We start from the raw sequence: 17,782 nt of genomic DNA, 5'->3' as shown, positions 1-17,782 counted from the left end.
TTTCGCAAAGCGGCGCGCGTTGCAAGTCCTGAGGCAAGAAGGTATCCAGAAAGACAGGGGGTAACGGGTTGCTGCTTGGGTCTTTCACCGCAGCCGAATGGTTCGTGCTGGTCCAGCACGAACTGCTGCTGTTCGCGGCGGCCTTCTTCGCGCTGGGGATGATCGACGAATTTGCGCTCGATTGCACCTATCTCTGGCTGCGTTTCAAGGGGCGTATCCGCTCCCGCCAAATCGACGAACGCGAATTCGACGAAATCGACGGATTGGCGGGCAGGGCTGCCATCTTCATTCCCGCATGGCAGGAAGCCGACGTGATCGGGCCGACGCTGGTCCACATGCTCGAAGTATGGCCACAGGACGAATTGCGCGTCTACATCGGCTGCTATCGCAATGATGCTGCGACGATGGCATCGGTCATCGCCGCAACGCGCGGCGACCCGCGCGTCAGGCTGGTGGTCCATGGCCGAGACGGGCCGACGTCCAAGGCCGACTGTCTAAATCGGATGTATGGCGCGCTTGCCGAGGACGAACGCCGCGAAGGTGTCGAGGCGCGGATGGTGGTGCTGCACGACGCCGAAGACATGGTCGATCCGGCGGCATTGCGCCTGCTCGACCATGCGCTGTGGAATGCGCATTTCGTCCAGCTTCCGGTTCTGGCATTGCCGCAACCACAATCGCGCTGGATTGCATCGCACTACTCGGACGAATTCGCCGAAGCGCATGGCAAGGCGCTGGTGGTGCGCGATGCCCTTGGGGCGGGCATACCGGGCGCCGGGGTCGGCTGCGCGGTGGCGCGCGGCTCGCTCGATCGGCTCGCGCATCAGCACGGCGGCAAGCCCTTCGCCGAAGATTCGCTGACCGAGGATTACGAACTCGGCCTGAAAATCTCGCTCGACGGAGGGCGGGGGCGGTTCCTGCGTGTGCGCGCCAGCAATGGGCAACTGATCGCGACACGTGCCTTCTTCCCCGCGCGCCTAAGCCAATCGGTGCGGCAGAAGACCCGCTGGATGCACGGGATTGCGCTGCAAGGCTGGGACCGGCTGGGATGGGGGCGGGACCCGGTGGAGTTGTGGATGCAACTGCGTGATCGTCGCGGTCCGCTTGCCGCCATCCTGCTTGTTACAGCCTATGTGCTGGTGGCGCTGATCGCGCTGCAATTGCTGCTCGAACGCGCCGCGCTTGTCCCGCCGCCGCCCGGATCGCCGCTGTTGCAGACCTTGCTCTGGGTCAATCTGGCCGGGGTGGCGCAACGTTTCGCAGTGCGCTTCTTCTGTACCGCGCGCGAATTCGGCTGGCGGCAGGGCCTGCTGGCAATCCCGCGAACCTTCGTTTCGAACATCATCGCCATCATGGCCGGACGTCGCGCGTTGCTGGCCTATATCGGGACACTGCGCGGTGCGCCGGTTGTCTGGGACAAGACCGAGCATCGCGATCACCCGGCCATGGCCAGTCCGGAAGGGCAGGCGGCATGAGCGCGGCCGAAGGGCGCAGGCAGGGCCAGCCGGTGCTGTTCCTCGGCCTCCTGCTTGCTGGCTGGTGTCTCGCCCGGCTGCTGACCTGGCAGAGCCCTTGGCCGGAGGTGGCGCCGCTGACTGACGCCTTGCAATTTGCGCGTGCGGACGTCGGTGGTGGTACGCCGCTGCCCCCGATGCGAACTGGTTCAGGCGCCCACCAATTGCAGAAGGTCGATCCGGGTTCGCGTGATCGGGCCATCCTCGCTCACAGGCCATCCCTCTTCGAGGGTCTGCCGCCGAGCGAGCCACTAAGCCCAGCCGATCCGGCTGCGCTTTTCGGCACGCACCGCACTGCCAGCGGACATGCGCTGCTGTTTGCACGCGGGATGGCCAGTCTTCCCCTTCCACGGAGCGTCGCAAGGCTGATCGATCGGCGGGCCGCCTCACCCGGCTGGGCCGAACAGTCTTCGCACGGCCGCTGGCGTTTCGACGGCTGGGTGGTCCTGCGCGAGGGCGGTTCAGCCGCCGCGAACGGGGCGCAAACGGGCGCGCCGGGAACCTATGGGGCGAGCCAGATGGGGGCGGTCCTCGCTTACCGTCTCAACCCTGGCGAGGCGCGCGACCCGTCAGCCTATTTCCGCGCGAGCCGCGCGCTGGTCGAAGGTGGGCAAACCGAGGTTGCCGTCGGCGGAGCTGTCAGGCCCTTCGGCAGACTGCCCGTGAAATTGTATGCCGAGCTTCGGGTGACCGAAAGACCGGGGCGGGGGCCAGCCGTTCGACCGGCGGCTTTCGTTGCAGGCGGATTGGAAGGGGTAGAACTGGGCCACGGGCTGGCTGCGCGTGGCTATGTGCAGGCCGGTTACGTCGCGGGCGACTTCGCCACGCCCTTCGCCGACGGGGCGCTGGTCGTCGATCGTGAAGTGGCGCGTTTCGACCTCGGCCGAGTTTCGCTCGGAGGCACTGCACGGGGCGGGGTGCAACGCGGCGCGGCACGGCTCGATCTGGGGCCCAGCATGACATTGGACCTGACGCTGGACAATGTCCCGGCCCGGATCGAGGCCGACTATCGTTGGCGTGTCGCCGGCGATGCGACACCCGGACATGGCGGGGTGCTGACGCTTTCGACGGGCTTCTGACATTGTTCAGCTTTTATCCGAACCGACCCTGCGATAGGGCAAGGCCATGGACGTCTACCTCCCCATCGCGAACCTGTCCGTCAATGGACTGTGGATTGTCGCGCTCGGGGGACTAACGGGCATCCTTTCGGGCCTGTTCGGCGTGGGCGGCGGCTTTCTCACCACACCGCTGCTGATCTTCTACGGCATTCCGCCCACGGTCGCTGCGGCGTCGGCCTCGACGCAGGTGACCGGTGCCAGCGTGACCGGCGTTCTCGCGCACGGCGGGCGCGGCGGGGTCGATTACCGCATGGGTGCGGTGATGGTGGCGGGTGGCGTGATCGGCTCGGGGTTCGGCGCACTCCTGTTCCGTTTCTTCCGCGCGATCGGCCAGATTGACGTCGTCATCAGCGCGCTCTACGTCATCCTCCTCGGCACGATCGGCATGCTGATGGCGCGCGAAGCGGTCCAGACTTTGCGCGGGACCGCCAATGCGCAGGCCGCGCGGCGGCGCCACCACCCTCTCGTGGCCAGCCTGCCGATGCGGTGGCGCTTCTACCGCTCGGGCCTTTACATATCGCCGCTTGCGCCGCTCGTGGTCGGCGTAGCGGTCGGCATTTTGACCATGCTGATGGGCGTGGGCGGAGGCTTCATCCTCGTGCCTGCCATGCTCTACATCCTCGGGATGAGCGCCAATGTCGTGGTCGGCACTTCGCTGTACAACATCCTCTTCGTCACCATGGCGACCACGATGATGCATTCGCTCACCACCAAGGCGGTCGATATCGTGCTGGTGTTCCTGCTGCTGGTGGGTTCGGTCACGGGTGCGCAGATCGGATCGCAGATCGCGGTGAAGGCCAAACCCGAAATTCTCCGACTGATTCTCGCCGCGATCGTTTTGATGGTCGCGTTCCGCATGTTCTTGGGCTTGTTCTACCAGCCCGACGAAATCTACACGCTGTATCCGCTGTGAGAATGCTACTGCTCCTGGCTTTCGCGTTTGCGCTCATGGGACAGCGCGATCCCATCCTCGTGCCCGAGGTCAGCCAGCACGAGGTTCAGGTGCGTCAGGGCTTTACCGGCACCGAATTGCTTTTGTTCGGCGCCGTACTCGATCCGCAGGGTCGCGCAGCGGGCAGCGACTACGACATCGTGGTCGTCCTCAAGGGACCGTCCGAACCCGTGCGCCTGCGCGAGAAGGAACGCTTCGCGGGTGTGTGGATCAACGCCGCCAGCAGCGACTTCCGTTCCGTCCCGTCCTATTTCGCCGTGGCCTCCTCGCGCCCGATCGGGGAGATCGTCGACGAGAAGACCGCTGCGATCTACGAATTCGGCACCGATTACATCCAGCTCTCGCCAAGCGGGGTGATCGATCCCGATGAACAGGCGCGGTTCAAGGCGGGGCTGGTCGATCTCAAGACGCGGCAGGAACTCTACAAGCAGGATTTCGGCGGAGTCCAGATCAGCGAACAGGTGCTCTACCAGTCACGAATCTCGCTGCCGTCGAATGTCTCGACCGGGACCTACACTGCGGAGACCTTCGCCGTGCGCGACGGGCGCGTGATCGCTTCCGCGCTGGCGGAAGTGGAGGTTAGGAAGGTGGGGTTCGAACGGCTGGTGGCGGAATCCTCGCAGGAGTGGTCGCTGATCTACGGCCTGCTGGCAGTGGCGTTGTCGGTTGGCATGGGCTGGGCTGCGGGGCGGCTGTTCGCGCTGATCTGAGCGACCTACGCGGGTTAGCGTTGACCACATATTAAGGCATTTCGATCAGGCAGGCTGCAGGCGCATCAGCGCGATTTGCTATGGGGCACGGACGGATCGATGAACGACATGGGTAATTCGGGATTTCGCACTTTCGATCCGGCGAAGGAAGCCGGCGCCGAACCGCCGCAACCGCGTGGCAATTCGCTGCGTGACCGCATCATGCGGGGTGGCAGTGGAGCAGGGGGCGCAACCACGCCGTCGCCCTCGGGCTATGTCCACCAGCCGCAAGCCGTGGCGAGCGACGCCCATAGCCAGCCCGTTCGTGAAACCGAGCCAGAGCAAGCGCGGGCCGCGCAGGCCGAACCGACAGCGGCTCCGGAGCCCCGCGAAGCCACGCCCGATCCGGTCCCTCCAGTCGAAGCCGAACCCGCATCGAGCCCCGAACCGCCTCGCGCACCCAAGCCGAATGAGGAACCGCCTTCGATCAGCGTCAATGCGGACAAGCCGATCGGTGTCGTCCTCGAGATCGCGGGCTCCGGCTCGCAGATTGCGATCGACCTCGAGCGATTGAACGAATGCGGCGAAGATGCCGACCCCTCGATCGCCATGGCCGGTCAGGTCGGCTCGCAGATCAAGATCCGCGTGGGCAACAGCTGGCTGCTCGCCAGCGTGCGCAACCAGCGGCAAGATCGCAAGGCAGGGTCGATCCTCGCCAATATCGATTTCCTCGGCGAGGGCACCGAAGAGAAACTGACCGGCAAGCTGCACGCCTTTCGTCGCGGTGTGACGCGTTACCCGGTGCCGGGCGCGCTGGTCTATCCCGCGACCACCGCCGATTTGAAGCAGGTCTACGCCAGCGACGGCCGCAGTTCGATCACCATCGGCAAGGTCTATCCGACCAAGGACATCCGCGCAGGCGTGTATGTCGATGCGATGCTGGGCAAGCATTTCGCGCTGCTGGGCTCGACCGGTACCGGCAAGTCGACCAGCGCGGCGCTGATCCTGCACCGGATCTGCGAGGCTGCGCCCGAGGGTCATATCGTGATGGTCGACCCGCATGGCGAGTATGCCTCGGCTTTCCGCAACACCGGCGTGATCCTCGACGTGTCCAATCTGCAGATGCCCTACTGGATCATGAACTTCGAGGAGCATTGCGAGGTCCTGCTGACCAGCAATGGCAACGACCGTCAGGTCGATGCGGACATTCTCGCCAAATGCCTGCTCAAGGCGCGGCAGAAGAGCCGACTGGCCGAGGCCATGGGCAAGATCACGGTGGATTCCCCGATCCCCTATCTGCTGTCCGACCTGTCGAACGAGCTGCAGGACGCGATGGGCAAGCTCGACAAGTCGACCAACACCGCGCCCTACATGCGGATCAAGACCAAGCTCGACGAGATCAAGGGCGACCCGCGCTACCAGTTCATGTTCTCGGGCATGCTGGTGGCAGACACGATGACCGATTTCATCGCCAAGATCTTCCGCATGCCTTCGAACGGCAAGCCGATCTCGATCATCGATGTCTCGGGCGTTCCATCGGACATCACTGCGACGGTCGTGGCGGTGCTCAGCCGGCTGGTGTTCGACTTCGCGATCTGGAGCCGCGACGAGCGCACTTCGCCGATCCTGCTCGTATGCGAGGAAGCGCATCGCTACGTGCCCAACGAGAAGAACGCCGATGGCAATTCGGTAGGCACGATCCTGTCGCGGATCGCCAAGGAGGGCCGCAAGTACGGCATCAGCCTCGGCCTGATCACGCAGCGACCGTCGGACCTCGCCGAGGGCGTGCTGTCGCAATGCGGCACGATCCTCTCAATGCGTCTCAACAACGACCGCGACCAGGACTTCGTCCGCGCGGCGATGCCCGAAGGGGCGCGCGGTTTCCTCGATGCGATCCCCGCCTTGCGCAACCGCGAATGCATCATCTGCGGCGAGGGTGTCGCGATCCCGATCCGCATGAGCTTCGACAATCTCGAGGAAGCCAAGCGCCCCGCATCGGACGATCCCAGCTTCGTCGAACTGTGGAACCAGACCGGCGGCGAGGAGGAGATCGTCCAGCGCACGGTCCAGCGCTGGCGTTCGCAGGGCTAGGTCCCGCGCGTATCGCCGAACAGATGGATATGCAGCCGGTCGCTCATCCGGAAGCCGTGCTCGACGCATAACGGCGCGAGCCATTGCTCTCGGGCACGCAGTGTCGCGCTGTCGGTGCCTTCGGGCATCAGGAACACGTGGTCGCGCTTGAAGCGATAGCGATCGCGCAGCGCCAGCACCTCGTCGAGGTCCGCCGGCGCGGCGATCACGAATTTGAACCAGGCGCGCGGGTCGGTGGCATAGGCATCGAGCCGCTCGGGAATCAGAGCCAGGTCTGCCGGATTGCCGCTATGCGCCAGCTTGGGGCTGACGTTGAACTGGTCGATGCGGATGTCGAGCGCAGGGCTTGCCTTGGTCGTGCCATTGGTTTCGATCTCAACAGTGACATCGGGCAGCAGTTCGAGCAGCCGCGCGAGCGCGGGCGCCTGCAGCAGCGGTTCGCCGCCGGTGATCACCAGCCGCTTCTGGCCGAGCGCGGCGATCCGCGCGGCGACCTCTTCCTCGTCCAGCGTCAGCTGGTTGGCCTTGCGGTCGAACTCCACCCCATCGCGGTGCGGGCGCTCGTCGCCGGCGAAGTGCCACGTATAGGCGGTGTCGCACCACACACAGGCGAGGTTGCAGCGCGACAGGCGCAGGAAGGTGCAGGGCATGCCCGCGCTCGGCCCTTCGCCCTGGACGCTGGCGAAGATCTCGGGCTCGCCGGGAGCCTGCGTGGCGAGGACTAGCGGCATCGGGCAGCCTCACTCGGTTCGTCGCACATGGCGAACACATGGACCGGGTGGACCACGGTCCAAAGGCAAAAGTCGAACCGATCAATCATGCGGTGTTTGATCGAGCGGATCGATTGAAAATGCGCGTCGGAGGTTGGGGTAGGGGCGTGGGCCATTGCCGGGTTCATGACATAATCGGGCTGCGTAGGAAATCGCCACCACGCGTCACCCCGGCTCGGAGGCCGGGGTGACGAGATGGTTAGGCGTGCTTTGTCAGCCCAGCCGCGCCAGCGCCGCTTCGAGCCGGGCGACTTCGGCGGTGTGATGCGCATGGTCCGCGCGTGCCTTCTCGACCGCTTCAGGTTTGGCGCGTTCGACGAAGTTCGCGTTCGAGAGCCGTCCTTCGAGCGATTTGGCTTCCTTGGCGGAGGCTTCGAGCGCCTTTTCTAGCCGCGCCTTTTCCGCCGCGATGTCGATGATGCCCTCGAGCGGGATTACGAAAGCGTCCTCGCCCGCCGCAACCTGCATCGCGGCGCCATCGGGCGCCTCGGCGAAATGGATCGGGGTAAGCCGCGCCAGCCGCTCGATCGCCGCTGCATTGGTTTCGACCACCGATTTCGCCAGTTCGCCGGGGGCGGGGCAGAAGGCTTCCAGCTTCGCACCGGGGGCGATGCCCAGTTCGTTCTTCGCGGTGCGCACCGCGCCGGTCAGTGCGATCAGCCAGTCGATCTCGGCCTTGGCAGCGGGATCGACTTCGGCCTGCGGATCGACCCAGCTCGCGGTGATCAGCGGATGGTTCGCGCGCTCGCCCTGCTTTGACCATAGCTCTTCGGTGATGAAGGGCATGAAGGGGTGCAGCATCACGAAGATCTGGTCGAGCGTCCAGCCCGCTACCGCCTTCGTCTCCTCGTCGATCTGGCCCTTGATCAGTTCCAGATACCAGTCGCAGAACCGGTCCCACACGAAGTGGTAGATCGTGTTCGCCGCGGCATCGAAACGCAGCTCGGCCAGCGCCGCGTCGAGCGCTTCTTTGGTTTCCACGACCTCACCGATGATCCAGCGATTGACTGCGTGGCTCGCCTTGGGCGCGGCGATGCTGCTGCTCGCGCCGATGCCGTTCGACTGGCAGAACCGCGTCGCGTTCCAAAGCTTGGTGGCGAAGTTGCGGTATCCCTCGATCCGCTTGTCATCCATCTTGATGTCGCGGCCCTGGCTTTCCATCGCCGCCATGAAGAAGCGCAGCGCATCGGCACCGTACTGGTCGATCAGGCCCAGCGGGTCGACGACATTGCCTTTCGACTTGGACATCTTCTGCCCATCCGCCGCGCGGACGAGGCCGTGCAGATACAGCTTGGGCCACGGGTTCGTGCCCGTGGTGTACTGCCCCATCATCATCATGCGGGCATCCCAGAAGAACAGGATGTCGAAGCCGCTGATCAGCAGGTCGTTGGGATAGTGCTTGGCGAGCAGCGAAGCCCTCTCCCCTTGCGGGAGAGGGTTGGGAGAGGGTTTCGCCGCGTCAGCGGCGACCATGGTCGCCGACCCCTCACCCCCCGCGCCTGTCGGCGCTCCTCCCTCTCCCGCAGGGGGAGAGGGGTTTTCCGGCCAGCCGAGCGTGGCGAAGGGCCAGAGCGCGGAGGAAAACCACGTGTCGAGCACGTCGTCATCGCGGGTAAGCGCAACGCCTTCGCCGGCCTGTGCCTGCGCCTCCGCTTCGCTCAACGCAACGTAAGCCTTGCCGTCGCCATCGTACCAAGCCGGAATGCGGTGGCCCCACCACAGCTGGCGGCTGACGCACCACGGCTGGATATTCTCCATCCAGTTGAAAAAGGTCTTTTCCCAAGCCTTGGGTACGATTTCGACATCGCCGTTCTTCACCGCCTCGATCGGCTTCTTCGCCAGCGTTTCGGCATCGACATACCACTGATCGGTCAGCCAGGGCTCGATCACCACGCCGCCGCGGTCGCCGAACGGCGTCGCGATGGTGCGCGGTTCGGCATCGAGTTCCTGTTCCTCGCCCTTCTTGGTCTTGGCGATATGCGGGATCAGATGGCCGCTTTCCTTCAGCCGCTGGACCACCAGCTCGCGCGCGCCGTCGACGCCATCGCGCTTGAAGCGGTGCAGGCCGAGGAATTCTTCCGGCACCAGTCCGTCGGCGGTCTGGCAGACATTGGCTTCCGCATCGAGCATGTTGAGCATCTCGGCGGGCTTGAACCCCGCGCGCTTGCCGACCTCGAAATCGTTGAAATCGTGCCCGGGGGTGATCTTCACCGCGCCGCTGCCCAGTTCGGGATCGGCATGTTCGTCGGCCACGATCGGCACGCAGCGGCCGGTGATCGGCAGGACGACATGCTTGCCGACGACCGATTTGTAGCGCTCGTCATCGGGATGCACCGCCACCGCCATGTCGGCGAGCATGGTTTCAGGGCGCGTGGTCGCGACCTCGATGTAGTCCCGCCCGTCGGCCAGCGTCACGCCATCCTCGAGCGGGTATCTGAAGTGCCAGAACGACCCCTTCATATCCTGCGTCTCGACCTCGAGGTCGGAAATCGCGGTCTTGAGCTTGGGATCCCAGTTTACCAGCCGCTTGTCGCGGTAGATCAGCCCGTCGTTATGAAGGTCGACGAAGGTCTTGAGCACGGCATTGCTGAAATGCTCGTCCATGGTGAACTGTTCGCGGCTCCAGTCCATCGAACAGCCGAGGCGGCGCAGCTGGCGCGTGATCGTGCCGCCGCTTTCCTCTTTCCACTCCCACACCTTGGCGACGAAATCCTCGCGGCTGTAATTGGTGCGCTTGTCCTGCTTCGCCTCCAGCTGGCGTTCGACGACCATCTGCGTGGCGATGCCCGCATGGTCGGTGCCCACCACCCACAGCGCGTCCTTGCCACGCAGCCGCTCGTAGCGGATCATGATATCCTGCAGCGTGTTGTCGAGCGCGTGGCCGATATGCAGGCTGCCGGTGACATTGGGCGGGGGGTTGACGATCGTATAGGGCTCGGCGTCGGGGCGTTCGGGGCGGAACAGGCCCTCGTTCTCCCAATGGGTGTACCAGCGCGCCTCGATTTCGGCGGGATCGAAAGTTTTGGGTAGCTCGGTGCTCATGATGTCCTGTTCGCGGGCGCAGCATCCCGGCGGGTGCGGTCAAATGTCTGCGATGGCCTTTGCCAGCGCCCTCCGCGCGATGCAACGCCGCAGGTGACGCGCCGCGATAGCCGCTTGGCAAGCGTCCGATTTGTCCGCATACGCGCGGGCTATGGGTGGCCTGGCCGAATTCGAACTTGTCGAGGGCGACGACGGAAAGACCGTCCTGACGCTGTCCGGGCCCTATCTCGTGTCCAGCGTGGGCGCGATCGATCAGGACTTGCGCGCGCTCGAAGGTCCGATTGAACGGATCGACCTGTCCGACGTCAGCGAGATCGACACGGTCGGCGCATGGCTGGCCTGCAGCATTTCGAGCCAGCACGATGCCGAGATTACCGGCGCGAGCGATCGCGCAAAGCGCCTGCTCGGCGCGCTCGAAGGGATCAGTTCGGACGAGGAGATTTCCGCCCCGCGCGCGCCGTTCTGGGAACGCGTGCCCGAAGCGATGGGCGACAAGGTCTTTGGCGCGCGCCGCGGGGTTTATGGCGTGGTCGGCTTCCTCGGCGCGCTGTTGCTATCGATGGGCAGCCTGATCCGCCATCCCAAACGCTTCCGCTGGCTGGCGCTGGTGCGCCAGCTCGAACTGGTGGGCGTCTCGGCCTTGCCGATCATCGGCCTGATGAGCTTCCTGATCGGCGTGGTCATCGCGCAGCAGGGGGCGGTGCAGCTCGCGCAGTTCGGGGCGGAGACGCTGACCGTCAATCTGGTCGGCCGGATCACCTTGCGCGAACTGGGCGTGCTGATGACCGCGATCATGGTCGCCGGCCGTTCGGGCAGCGCCTTTGCGGCGCAGATCGGGACGATGCGGCTGACCGAGGAAGTCGACGCGATGCAGACGATCGGCATTTCGCCGATGGAAGCGCTGGTTGTGCCGCGTATCATGGCCGCGGTGCTGATGATGCCGCTGCTGGGCTTCTATGCCGCAGGGGTCGCCATCGTCGGCGGCGCTTTCGTCGGCCAGTTCATGCTGGGCATCCCCTTCTGGACGTTCCTCAGCCGGATCCAGGACGTGGTCCCGCTGCACGACCTGTGGGTCGGACTGGTCAAGGCGCCGGTCTTCGGCCTGATCGTGGCGCTGGCGGGCTGCTATCACGGCATGCAGGTGAAGGGGAATTCGGAAGAGGTCGGCCGCCGCACGACCATGGCGGTGGTGACCGGCATCTTCGCGGTGATCGTCATCGATGCCTTTTTCGCCGTGTTCTTTACCGAAGTCGGGTGGGGCTGATGGCGCAGGACGAAACGGGCCGCGAACTCGGCCGGCACGAACGCTATCGCGGGGACTATCCGATCGTCGTCGAAGGGCTGACCAATGCCTTCGGCGAACAGGTCGTGCACCAGGATCTGGACCTCAAGGTCAAGCGCGGCGAAATTCTCGGCGTGGTCGGCGGATCGGGCACCGGCAAATCGGTGCTGATGCGCTCGATCATTGGGCTGCAGCGCCCGACCGAGGGCGATATCCACGTGTTCGGCCGCTCGGTAATCGATTCCGATCCCGAGGAAGACATCGGCATCCGCAACCGCTGGGGTGTGCTGTTCCAGGGCGGGGCGCTGTTCTCGACGCTGACCGTGGGCGAGAATGTCGAGGTGCCGCTCAAGCAGTTCTACCCCGATATCGAGCCCGATCTGCGCCACGAAATCGCGCGCTACAAGGTCGTGCTGTCGGGCCTGCCCGAGGAAGCGGTGAACAAGTATCCCAGCGAGCTGTCGGGTGGGATGAAGAAACGTGCTGGTCTCGCGCGGGCGCTGGCACTCGATCCCGAATTGCTGTTCCTCGACGAACCGACTGCGGGGCTCGATCCGATCGGCGCGGCTGCGTTCGACAATCTGACGCGCGAGCTGAAGGAAACGCTCGGACTGACCGTGTTCCTCATCACGCATGATCTCGATACGTTGCACGAGATCTGCGACCGCGTGGCGGTGCTGGCGGACAAGCAGGTGATCGCGGTCGATACCGTGCCCAATCTGATGGAACTCGACCACCCGTGGATCCAGGACTATTTCAACGGTCCGCGGGGCCGTGCTGCGCTGACCGCGCAGGCGCTCGACGAATTGCGTCGGCACATGGACGAGCCCGTGGCCGCGCATGCGGTCAAAGCGTTGGACAAAGCGAATTCGAAGAAGGATAAGGCTTAGCGCATGGAAACGCGGGCAAATCACGTATGGGTGGGGGCGGTCACGCTCCTGATCCTCGGCGCCCTCGCGCTGTTCATCGTCTGGCTGGCGCGGCTGGGCGGGGGCGCGCAGAACGAATACGACATCTTCTTCAAGCAATCGGTCGCGGGGCTCGCCAATGGCAGTTCGGTCGATTTCGCGGGCGTGCCCGTGGGGCAGGTCAACCAGATCGAGCTGTGGGACAAGGACCCCGAATTCGTCCGCGTGCGGATCAAGGTGAAGGAAAGCGTGCCGATCCTGGTCGGCACTACCGCGACGATCCAGGGCAGCTTCACCGGCGTATCGACGATCACGCTCGACGGCGCGCGCTCCGGCGCCCCGCCAATCTCGTGCGAGACCACCGCCTGCACCGAAGGGGTGCCGATCATCCCGCCGACCACCGGTGGCGGCTTCGGCGCGGTGCTGGCCAGCGCGCCGCTGCTGCTCGAGCGGCTGGCGACGCTGACCGAGCGGCTGACCATGCTGCTGAGCGATCGCAACCAGGAAGAGATCTCGCAGATCCTCGCCAACACCAATGCGGCCAGCGCGGGCTTCGCCGCCGCCGCCCCGCAGCTCGAGCGGACCATGGCCGAGCTGCAGGTGACATTGCGCGAGGCGAGCGAGGCGCTCGACCAGTTCGAACAGGTCACCGCCTCGACCGATCGCATCCTCAACCAGGAAGGCGAAGCGATCGCCAAGGACCTGCGCTCGACGCTGAAATCCGCCAGCGGCGCGGCCAAGGCGCTCGAGGATACGCTCAACGAAGCGCGGCCCGCGACCAAGCAGCTTACCGAAAGCACGCTGCCCGCCGCCGAAGCGACGCTGCGCGACCTGCGCGAAACGAGCAAGGCGTTGCGCAACGTGACCGAAAAGATCGACGAGAAAGGCGCGGGCGCACTGCTTTCGAGCCAGCCGCTGCCCGACTACAAGCCGTGAGAGGCCCAAGCATGATACGCAAGATCACACTCGCCGCGCTGGCCCCCGCGCTGCTGCTGGGCGGCTGCGTCAGCTTTGGCGGCGATGCGCCCGACAGCCTGCTGACGCTGACCCCCAGTGCCACCGCGCCCGCGGGCGTGGCGGCGCAGGGCGCGCAGGGTTCGGCATTGGCGATCGTCCCGTTCGAAGCGACCAAGGCACTCGATGTCACGCGCGTGCCGGTGCAGGTCACCGATACCGAACTGGCCTATCTGCAGGACGCGGTGTGGGTCGATCGGCCTGCGCGCCTGTTCGGGCAGCTGGTCGCTGAAACGATCCGTTCGCGCAGCGGCCGCGTGGTGGTCGATGGAGACGATCCGGGCGTCAACGCGACCGACCGCCTGCATGGCTCGCTGCGCAGCTTCGGTTATGATGCACGCAGCCGCGAGGCGGTGGTGGTGTTCGACGCGGTCCGCAATGGCGATGGTTCGGCGGTCGTCAGCCGCCGGTTCGAAGCGCGAGTCGCGGTTGCCGAACCCGAAGCCGGTTTCGTCGGTCCGGCACTCAATCGCGCGGCCAATCAGGTGGCGGGCGAAATCGCCGAGTGGATCGGTTGAAGCTCAGCCGCGCGCGAGCCGCGCGAATGCGATAGATTTGAGGAAGCTCTCGAGCCGTCGTGCGCGGCGCGCGCTGGCTTCCTCGTCCTCACCCCATTGCTCGACCTGCCAGTCTTCCTCGAGATTGGCCGCATCCCACAGCATTTCGCCATCGGCTTCGGGTTCGAGTGCCGACAGGCCGATGCATAGCGAAGCGGCCAGCGCGGTCGCCTGTTCGGCCGCGGCGAGCGTGAAATCGTCGAGCGTTGCAAGTCGGGCCTCGAGCCGCTCGCCGGTGGCGAGCGGATGCGGCCTGGCGACCACGCCGCTGACGCGTTCGAGCTTCACGCCTTCGCGCGCTTCATATGCCTCGACCAGCGGGTCCCAGACCGTGCACTGGCGGTGCCACAAGGGTTCGTCGGGATCGGCGCGGTAACACAGCGTGTCGGTTTCGCCGTAACGCAGCAGCTTGGCGATGATCGCGGCGCGCTCTTCGGGAACCACGTCGATCGCGTAATCTGTCATGTCGCGATAGACGAAGTGCGCCGGGTCGATGACCTCGCCCTGCATCTCCCATTCCGTGGCCATGGCTTCTGCCAGCGCGCGTGCGGGAACGCGCTGCGGGCGCCCACCCTGTGTCTTGATCGCGCGTCCGTCGAGCGTGATGAAATGGCCCTCGGCGTCGCTGTGGACCGCGACCTCGCGATAGAAGCGTTTCATTCCCCGCTTCTCCAGCGCCGCGTCAAAAATAGCGGCAGGATGAAGATGTCGATCGCCCCCAACACCAGCAGCGCATAGCCGGCGAAGCGCGGCAGCGGCAGGATCTCGCCCAGGATCAACGCGCCGAGCACACCCATCACGACGCCCGACAGGCGCACCGCCTGAATGATGAGAAACCGGGCCTTGGCGGGATCATGGGCGGCGGGTTCAGGCGGGGTCACGAATAAGTTCTCCTAGTTCCTCGGCGGTTTCGGCGACGGCAACGGCGCCCGCTTCGCGCAGTTCGTGCGCCTCGTGATAGCCCCAGGCCACCCCGATCGCGCGCACGCCCGCAGCCACCGCCATCTCCATGTCGAAACTGGTGTCCCCGATCATCACCGCATCGCCGGGCTGGACCGCGGCTTCGAACAGCGCGGCCTCGAGCATGGCAGGATGCGGCTTCGAGGGATGCCGGTCGGCGGTCTGCAGGGACACGAAGCGGTGCCTGATGCCATGCGTGTCGAGGCAGGCGTGCAACCCGCGGTCGCTCTTGCCCGTCGCAACCGCAAGCTGCCAGCCTTCGCCCGACAATTCGTCGATCAGCCCCGCGATCCCGTCATACAGCGGTTCGCGCAGCGCACCCGAGAGCCGCAGGTCGCGGAACCCTGTCTTGTAGGCTTCGACAACCGCATGGCGCTGTTCGTCGCTGGCACCGGGCGCCAGTTCGCGCAGCGCATAGGGTAGGCTGAGTCCGACCATCCGGCGCACCATGTTGCGTTCGGGGGCAACGAGGCCGGTGCTTGCAAAGGCCGCCTCCATCGTCTGGCAGATCGCCGCCTGGCCATCGACAAGCGTGCCATCGCAATCGAACACGACCAGTCGGCTCATGCGCCCGCCTCGATCATCGCTGCGGCGAGATCGTGCTGCCCCGACGCTTCGAGACCGGCGGCGATATGACGCCGGACCTCTGCCGGTTTGTCCTGCGACAGCTTGATCGTGGGGCGATAGGCTTCGACCTGCAATTCGAACCCGGCGATGCCGCCGAACAGGCGGTCCCAGGTACCGGTGCCGGCTTCGGAAGCATCCCAGCGATCGCCGCCCAGCCGATTTTCATGCGTATCGATGAGCCGGTGGAGGAAAGCCTCGAGTTCGCCGTCGTCGAGCTTTCGAACCGTACCGACCGCCTCGACGGAAACATAATTCCACGTCGGGACGGTGTCGCGCTTCGCATACCAGCGCGGCGAGATATAGCCGTCGGGCCCGTCCACCGTGACCAGCGCGCTGCCGCCGTCGAGACCGTCGACCAGCGGGTTGGATTTCGCCAAATGGTACTGCAGTCGCCCTGCGCCATGCACGATCAGCGGCGTACGCGCGGCGCAGGGACCGGTGCGCGTCTGGCCAAACACCGTACCCACGCCGACCTGCGCGATCATCGCCTCGATCATCGCCCGATCGTCACTGTGGAAGAGCGGGTTGGGATGCATCAGCGCTTGCCCCGGGGCTTTGCCGGCTTGCCCCCCGCACCGCCGCGCGCGCGGCGCGGGCCGCGCTGCGACTTGCGGAAGTTCTTGGCGTGCTGGCGGGCCTGCTGCTTCTTTTCCTCGCGCGACTTGGGTGGCGGATCGTCGCGCATCGGCGTGGCATCGCTGGCGCTTTCATCGAATCCCAGGTGATCCATGCTGGCTGCGAAATGTTCGGGCAACTCGGCGGTCACATCGAGCTTGCCGCCGTCCGGACTGTCGATGATCAGCCGCCGCGCATGCAGGTGCATCTTGCGGCTTACCGCGCCGGTCAGGAAAGCTTCCTTGCCGCCGTACTTGCCGTCGCCCACGATCGGGTGACCCATCGCCGCGCAATGCACGCGCAACTGGTGCGTGCGCCCGGTTAGCGGTTGCAGTTCGAGCCATGCGGCCTTCTTGCCTGCAGCATCGACCACGCGATACTTCGTCTTGGCCGGCTGGCCGCCTTCATGGTCGACATGCATCTTCTCGCCGCCCGAACCGGGCTGCTTGGCGAGCGGGGCTTCGATCACGCCTTCCTTGATGTCGGGCACGCCCATCACCAGCGCCCAGTAGATCTTCTTGGCGCTGCGACCCGAGAAGCGCTTGGAAAAGAAGGCTGCGCTGCCCGGGGTCCGCGCGATCAGCAGTGCGCCACTGGTATCCTTGTCGAGCCGGTGAACCAGCCGCGGGCGGACGTCCTCATCGCCCGGCGCGAAAGCATCGAGCAATCCGTCGACATGGTTGAAGGTATTGGTGCCGCCCTGAGTCGCGAGGCCCGGCGGCTTGTTGAGCACCAGCGCGCCCTTGGTCTTCTCGATGACCATGCCCTCGGCCTGCTCGATCTCGGCCTTGGACAATTCGCGCTTGGGCTTGTCCTTCTTGTGCGGCGCATCGCCGCCCGGCGGGACACGGATCTGCTGGCCCTCGGCCAACCGGTCGTCGGGCTTCACCCGCTTGCCGTCGACCCGCACCTGGCCGGTGCGCGCCCATTTGCTGACCGTGCCGAAGCCGACCTGGGGCAGGTGGCGCTTGAACCAGCGATCGACGCGAATGCCGTCGTCATCGGCCGCAACGGTGAAGCTGCGGACTTCGTCGGAGGTCTTCATCCCGCGATCCTCATGATGCCGAGCCCGACCATTAGCCCGGTGATGCCGAGCGCAAGCGACAGGATCGCATAGAGCAGGGCGAAAAGATAATTCCCGCGTTCGAGCAGCAGCACCATCTCGAGGCTGAACGCGCTGAAAGTGGTAAAGCCGCCCAGCAGCCCGACGCCCAGCAGAAGGCGCAGCTGTTCGCCTTCGCCGCTGCCGTGGCGCGCCAGCCAGCCGGCAAGCACACCCATCAGCAGGCTGCCCGCGGCATTGGCGGCGAGCGTGGCGAAGGGGAAGGCGGTGACGATCGGTGCGCCGAGCCAGCCGGTCATGGCGCGGCCCAGCTGCCAGCGCAGCACTGCGCCAGCGCCGCCGCCGATAAAGACGTGCAGCGCGGCCACGAAGGGAGAATAGGTGGACATTGCCGCTGCCCTTAGCCGCCTATTATGCATTCGTCATCCCGATGCTGCATCCTCCCGCCATGCTCGACGACAAACACTTGCCTTCGGTGCAGAGAATCCGTATGTGCGGCGCGTTCGAGCCGATCCGGAACGGATTCGGCGCGCTTTTCGTTGAACAAGCGAAACCCAATTCAAGGAGGCATACCCCGCTCTGG

17 protein-coding genes are annotated in these 17,782 nt (G+C 65.4%); 9 read left to right on the top strand and 8 right to left on the bottom strand.

Features of this window, described 5'->3' with window-relative positions:
• The first annotated feature begins 68 nt into the window (after nucleotides 1-68).
• The 5 genes from FHS69_RS06390 to FHS69_RS06370 all read left to right on the top strand — a co-directional run bounded on the left by FHS69_RS06390 (nucleotide 69) and on the right by FHS69_RS06370 (nucleotide 6,361).
• On the top strand, nucleotides 69-1,472 hold the full coding sequence (locus FHS69_RS06390) for a glycosyl transferase family protein (protein ID WP_166776950.1): 1,404 nt from the start codon (nucleotides 69-71) through the stop codon (nucleotides 1,470-1,472).
• The gene (locus FHS69_RS06385) at nucleotides 1,469-2,590 is read left to right on the top strand and encodes a hypothetical protein (RefSeq protein ID WP_166776949.1); all 1,122 of its coding nucleotides are present in this window, start codon (nucleotides 1,469-1,471) and stop codon (nucleotides 2,588-2,590) included. Before FHS69_RS06390 ends, FHS69_RS06385 begins: the two co-directional genes overlap by 4 nt.
• Nucleotides 2,591-2,636: 46 nt before the next feature.
• Nucleotides 2,637-3,542, top strand: a complete 906-nt coding sequence (locus FHS69_RS06380) for a sulfite exporter TauE/SafE family protein (protein WP_166776948.1) — start codon at nucleotides 2,637-2,639, stop codon at nucleotides 3,540-3,542.
• Nucleotides 3,543-3,577: 35 nt separating this feature from the next.
• The gene (locus FHS69_RS06375) at nucleotides 3,578-4,291 is read left to right on the top strand and encodes a TIGR02186 family protein (protein WP_067463135.1); all 714 of its coding nucleotides are present in this window, start codon (nucleotides 3,578-3,580) and stop codon (nucleotides 4,289-4,291) included.
• A gap of 99 nt (nucleotides 4,292-4,390) precedes the next feature.
• Nucleotides 4,391-6,361, top strand: coding sequence for a helicase HerA domain-containing protein (locus FHS69_RS06370; RefSeq protein WP_208380105.1), 1,971 nt, complete (start codon nucleotides 4,391-4,393; stop codon nucleotides 6,359-6,361).
• Here FHS69_RS06370 and FHS69_RS06365 read toward each other — a convergent pair.
• Together FHS69_RS06365 and FHS69_RS06360 are read right to left on the bottom strand one after the other, a co-directional pair.
• Nucleotides 6,358-7,092 carry a 7-carboxy-7-deazaguanine synthase QueE gene (locus tag FHS69_RS06365; protein ID WP_067462705.1) on the bottom strand — a complete coding sequence of 245 codons (735 nt, stop codon included), beginning with the start codon at nucleotides 7,090-7,092 and terminating at the stop codon, nucleotides 6,358-6,360. The genes FHS69_RS06370 and FHS69_RS06365 overlap by 4 nt on opposite strands.
• Nucleotides 7,093-7,344: 252 nt before the next feature.
• On the bottom strand, nucleotides 7,345-10,173 hold the full coding sequence (locus tag FHS69_RS06360) for a valine--tRNA ligase (RefSeq protein ID WP_166776947.1): 2,829 nt from the start codon (nucleotides 10,171-10,173) through the stop codon (nucleotides 7,345-7,347).
• Between the two features lie 151 nt (nucleotides 10,174-10,324).
• Between FHS69_RS06360 and FHS69_RS06355 the strand changes: the two genes are divergently transcribed.
• Genes FHS69_RS06355 through FHS69_RS06340 form a run of 4 tightly spaced genes read left to right on the top strand, consistent with a single transcriptional unit; the run spans nucleotide 10,325 to nucleotide 13,895 of the window.
• The gene (locus FHS69_RS06355; RefSeq protein ID WP_166776946.1) at nucleotides 10,325-11,437 is read left to right on the top strand and encodes an ABC transporter permease; all 1,113 of its coding nucleotides are present in this window, start codon (nucleotides 10,325-10,327) and stop codon (nucleotides 11,435-11,437) included.
• Complete coding sequence (locus tag FHS69_RS06350) at nucleotides 11,437-12,345, top strand: ABC transporter ATP-binding protein (protein WP_067505358.1); 909 nt, start codon at nucleotides 11,437-11,439, stop codon at nucleotides 12,343-12,345. Before FHS69_RS06355 ends, FHS69_RS06350 begins: the two co-directional genes overlap by 1 nt.
• 3 nt (nucleotides 12,346-12,348) lie before the next feature.
• Nucleotides 12,349-13,299, top strand: a complete 951-nt coding sequence (locus FHS69_RS06345; protein WP_067462719.1) for an MlaD family protein — start codon at nucleotides 12,349-12,351, stop codon at nucleotides 13,297-13,299.
• 11 nt (nucleotides 13,300-13,310) lie between these two features.
• On the top strand, nucleotides 13,311-13,895 hold the full coding sequence (locus FHS69_RS06340) for an ABC-type transport auxiliary lipoprotein family protein (protein WP_166776945.1): 585 nt from the start codon (nucleotides 13,311-13,313) through the stop codon (nucleotides 13,893-13,895).
• Between the two features lie 3 nt (nucleotides 13,896-13,898).
• Here the strand turns inward: FHS69_RS06340 and FHS69_RS06335 are convergent, their stop codons facing one another.
• The 6 genes from FHS69_RS06335 to crcB are packed head-to-tail and all read right to left on the bottom strand — an operon-like array spanning nucleotide 13,899 to nucleotide 17,588.
• The gene (locus tag FHS69_RS06335) at nucleotides 13,899-14,594 is read right to left on the bottom strand and encodes an ATP12 family chaperone protein (RefSeq protein WP_166776944.1); all 696 of its coding nucleotides are present in this window, start codon (nucleotides 14,592-14,594) and stop codon (nucleotides 13,899-13,901) included.
• Complete coding sequence (locus tag FHS69_RS06330) at nucleotides 14,591-14,815, bottom strand: hypothetical protein (RefSeq protein ID WP_166776943.1); 225 nt, start codon at nucleotides 14,813-14,815, stop codon at nucleotides 14,591-14,593. The genes FHS69_RS06335 and FHS69_RS06330 overlap by 4 nt, the downstream gene beginning before the upstream one ends.
• Nucleotides 14,802-15,461 (bottom strand): HAD hydrolase-like protein, encoded by a 660-nt coding sequence (locus FHS69_RS06325; RefSeq protein WP_166776942.1) that lies wholly within the window; start codon nucleotides 15,459-15,461, stop codon nucleotides 14,802-14,804. The genes FHS69_RS06330 and FHS69_RS06325 overlap by 14 nt, the downstream gene beginning before the upstream one ends.
• Nucleotides 15,458-16,057, bottom strand: a complete 600-nt coding sequence (locus FHS69_RS06320) for an FMN-binding negative transcriptional regulator (RefSeq protein WP_166776941.1) — start codon at nucleotides 16,055-16,057, stop codon at nucleotides 15,458-15,460. Before FHS69_RS06320 ends, FHS69_RS06325 begins: the two co-directional genes overlap by 4 nt.
• Nucleotides 16,057-17,181 carry an RluA family pseudouridine synthase gene (locus FHS69_RS06315; RefSeq protein ID WP_166776940.1) on the bottom strand — a complete coding sequence of 375 codons (1,125 nt, stop codon included), beginning with the start codon at nucleotides 17,179-17,181 and terminating at the stop codon, nucleotides 16,057-16,059. The genes FHS69_RS06320 and FHS69_RS06315 overlap by 1 nt, the downstream gene beginning before the upstream one ends.
• Nucleotides 17,178-17,588, bottom strand: coding sequence for a fluoride efflux transporter CrcB (crcB, locus tag FHS69_RS06310; RefSeq protein ID WP_067507756.1), 411 nt, complete (start codon nucleotides 17,586-17,588; stop codon nucleotides 17,178-17,180). Before crcB ends, FHS69_RS06315 begins: the two co-directional genes overlap by 4 nt.
• Nucleotides 17,589-17,782 lie beyond the last annotated feature (194 nt).

Source organism: Qipengyuania flava (assembly GCF_011762005.1).
GTDB lineage: Bacteria > Pseudomonadota > Alphaproteobacteria > Sphingomonadales > Sphingomonadaceae > Qipengyuania > Qipengyuania flava.
The sequence above is the reverse complement of the archived record's forward strand: the minus strand, read 5'-3'. Positions and strand labels throughout refer to the sequence as shown.

What these genes read in the sequence shown, in the direction of transcription:
- FHS69_RS06355 (WP_166776946.1), top strand. Translation starts at nt 10,325, where the DNA reads ATGGGTGGCCTGGCCGAATTCGAACTTGTCGAGGGCGACGACGGAAAG.
- FHS69_RS06380 (WP_166776948.1), top strand. Translation starts at nt 2,637, where the DNA reads ATGGACGTCTACCTCCCCATCGCGAACCTGTCCGTCAATGGACTGTGG.
- FHS69_RS06385 (WP_166776949.1), top strand. Translation starts at nt 1,469, where the DNA reads ATGAGCGCGGCCGAAGGGCGCAGGCAGGGCCAGCCGGTGCTGTTCCTC.
- crcB (WP_067507756.1), bottom strand. Translation starts at nt 17,588, where the DNA reads ATGTCCACCTATTCTCCCTTCGTGGCCGCGCTGCACGTCTTTATCGGC.
- FHS69_RS06350 (WP_067505358.1), top strand. Translation starts at nt 11,437, where the DNA reads ATGGCGCAGGACGAAACGGGCCGCGAACTCGGCCGGCACGAACGCTAT.
- FHS69_RS06365 (WP_067462705.1), bottom strand. Translation starts at nt 7,092, where the DNA reads ATGCCGCTAGTCCTCGCCACGCAGGCTCCCGGCGAGCCCGAGATCTTC.
- FHS69_RS06320 (WP_166776941.1), bottom strand. Translation starts at nt 16,057, where the DNA reads ATGCATCCCAACCCGCTCTTCCACAGTGACGATCGGGCGATGATCGAG.
- FHS69_RS06340 (WP_166776945.1), top strand. Translation starts at nt 13,311, where the DNA reads ATGATACGCAAGATCACACTCGCCGCGCTGGCCCCCGCGCTGCTGCTG.
- FHS69_RS06375 (WP_067463135.1), top strand. Translation starts at nt 3,578, where the DNA reads ATGGGACAGCGCGATCCCATCCTCGTGCCCGAGGTCAGCCAGCACGAG.
- FHS69_RS06370 (WP_208380105.1), top strand. Translation starts at nt 4,391, where the DNA reads ATGAACGACATGGGTAATTCGGGATTTCGCACTTTCGATCCGGCGAAG.
- FHS69_RS06325 (WP_166776942.1), bottom strand. Translation starts at nt 15,461, where the DNA reads ATGAGCCGACTGGTCGTGTTCGATTGCGATGGCACGCTTGTCGATGGC.
- FHS69_RS06360 (WP_166776947.1), bottom strand. Translation starts at nt 10,173, where the DNA reads ATGAGCACCGAGCTACCCAAAACTTTCGATCCCGCCGAAATCGAGGCG.
- FHS69_RS06335 (WP_166776944.1), bottom strand. Translation starts at nt 14,594, where the DNA reads ATGAAACGCTTCTATCGCGAGGTCGCGGTCCACAGCGACGCCGAGGGC.
- FHS69_RS06345 (WP_067462719.1), top strand. Translation starts at nt 12,349, where the DNA reads ATGGAAACGCGGGCAAATCACGTATGGGTGGGGGCGGTCACGCTCCTG.
- FHS69_RS06315 (WP_166776940.1), bottom strand. Translation starts at nt 17,181, where the DNA reads ATGAAGACCTCCGACGAAGTCCGCAGCTTCACCGTTGCGGCCGATGAC.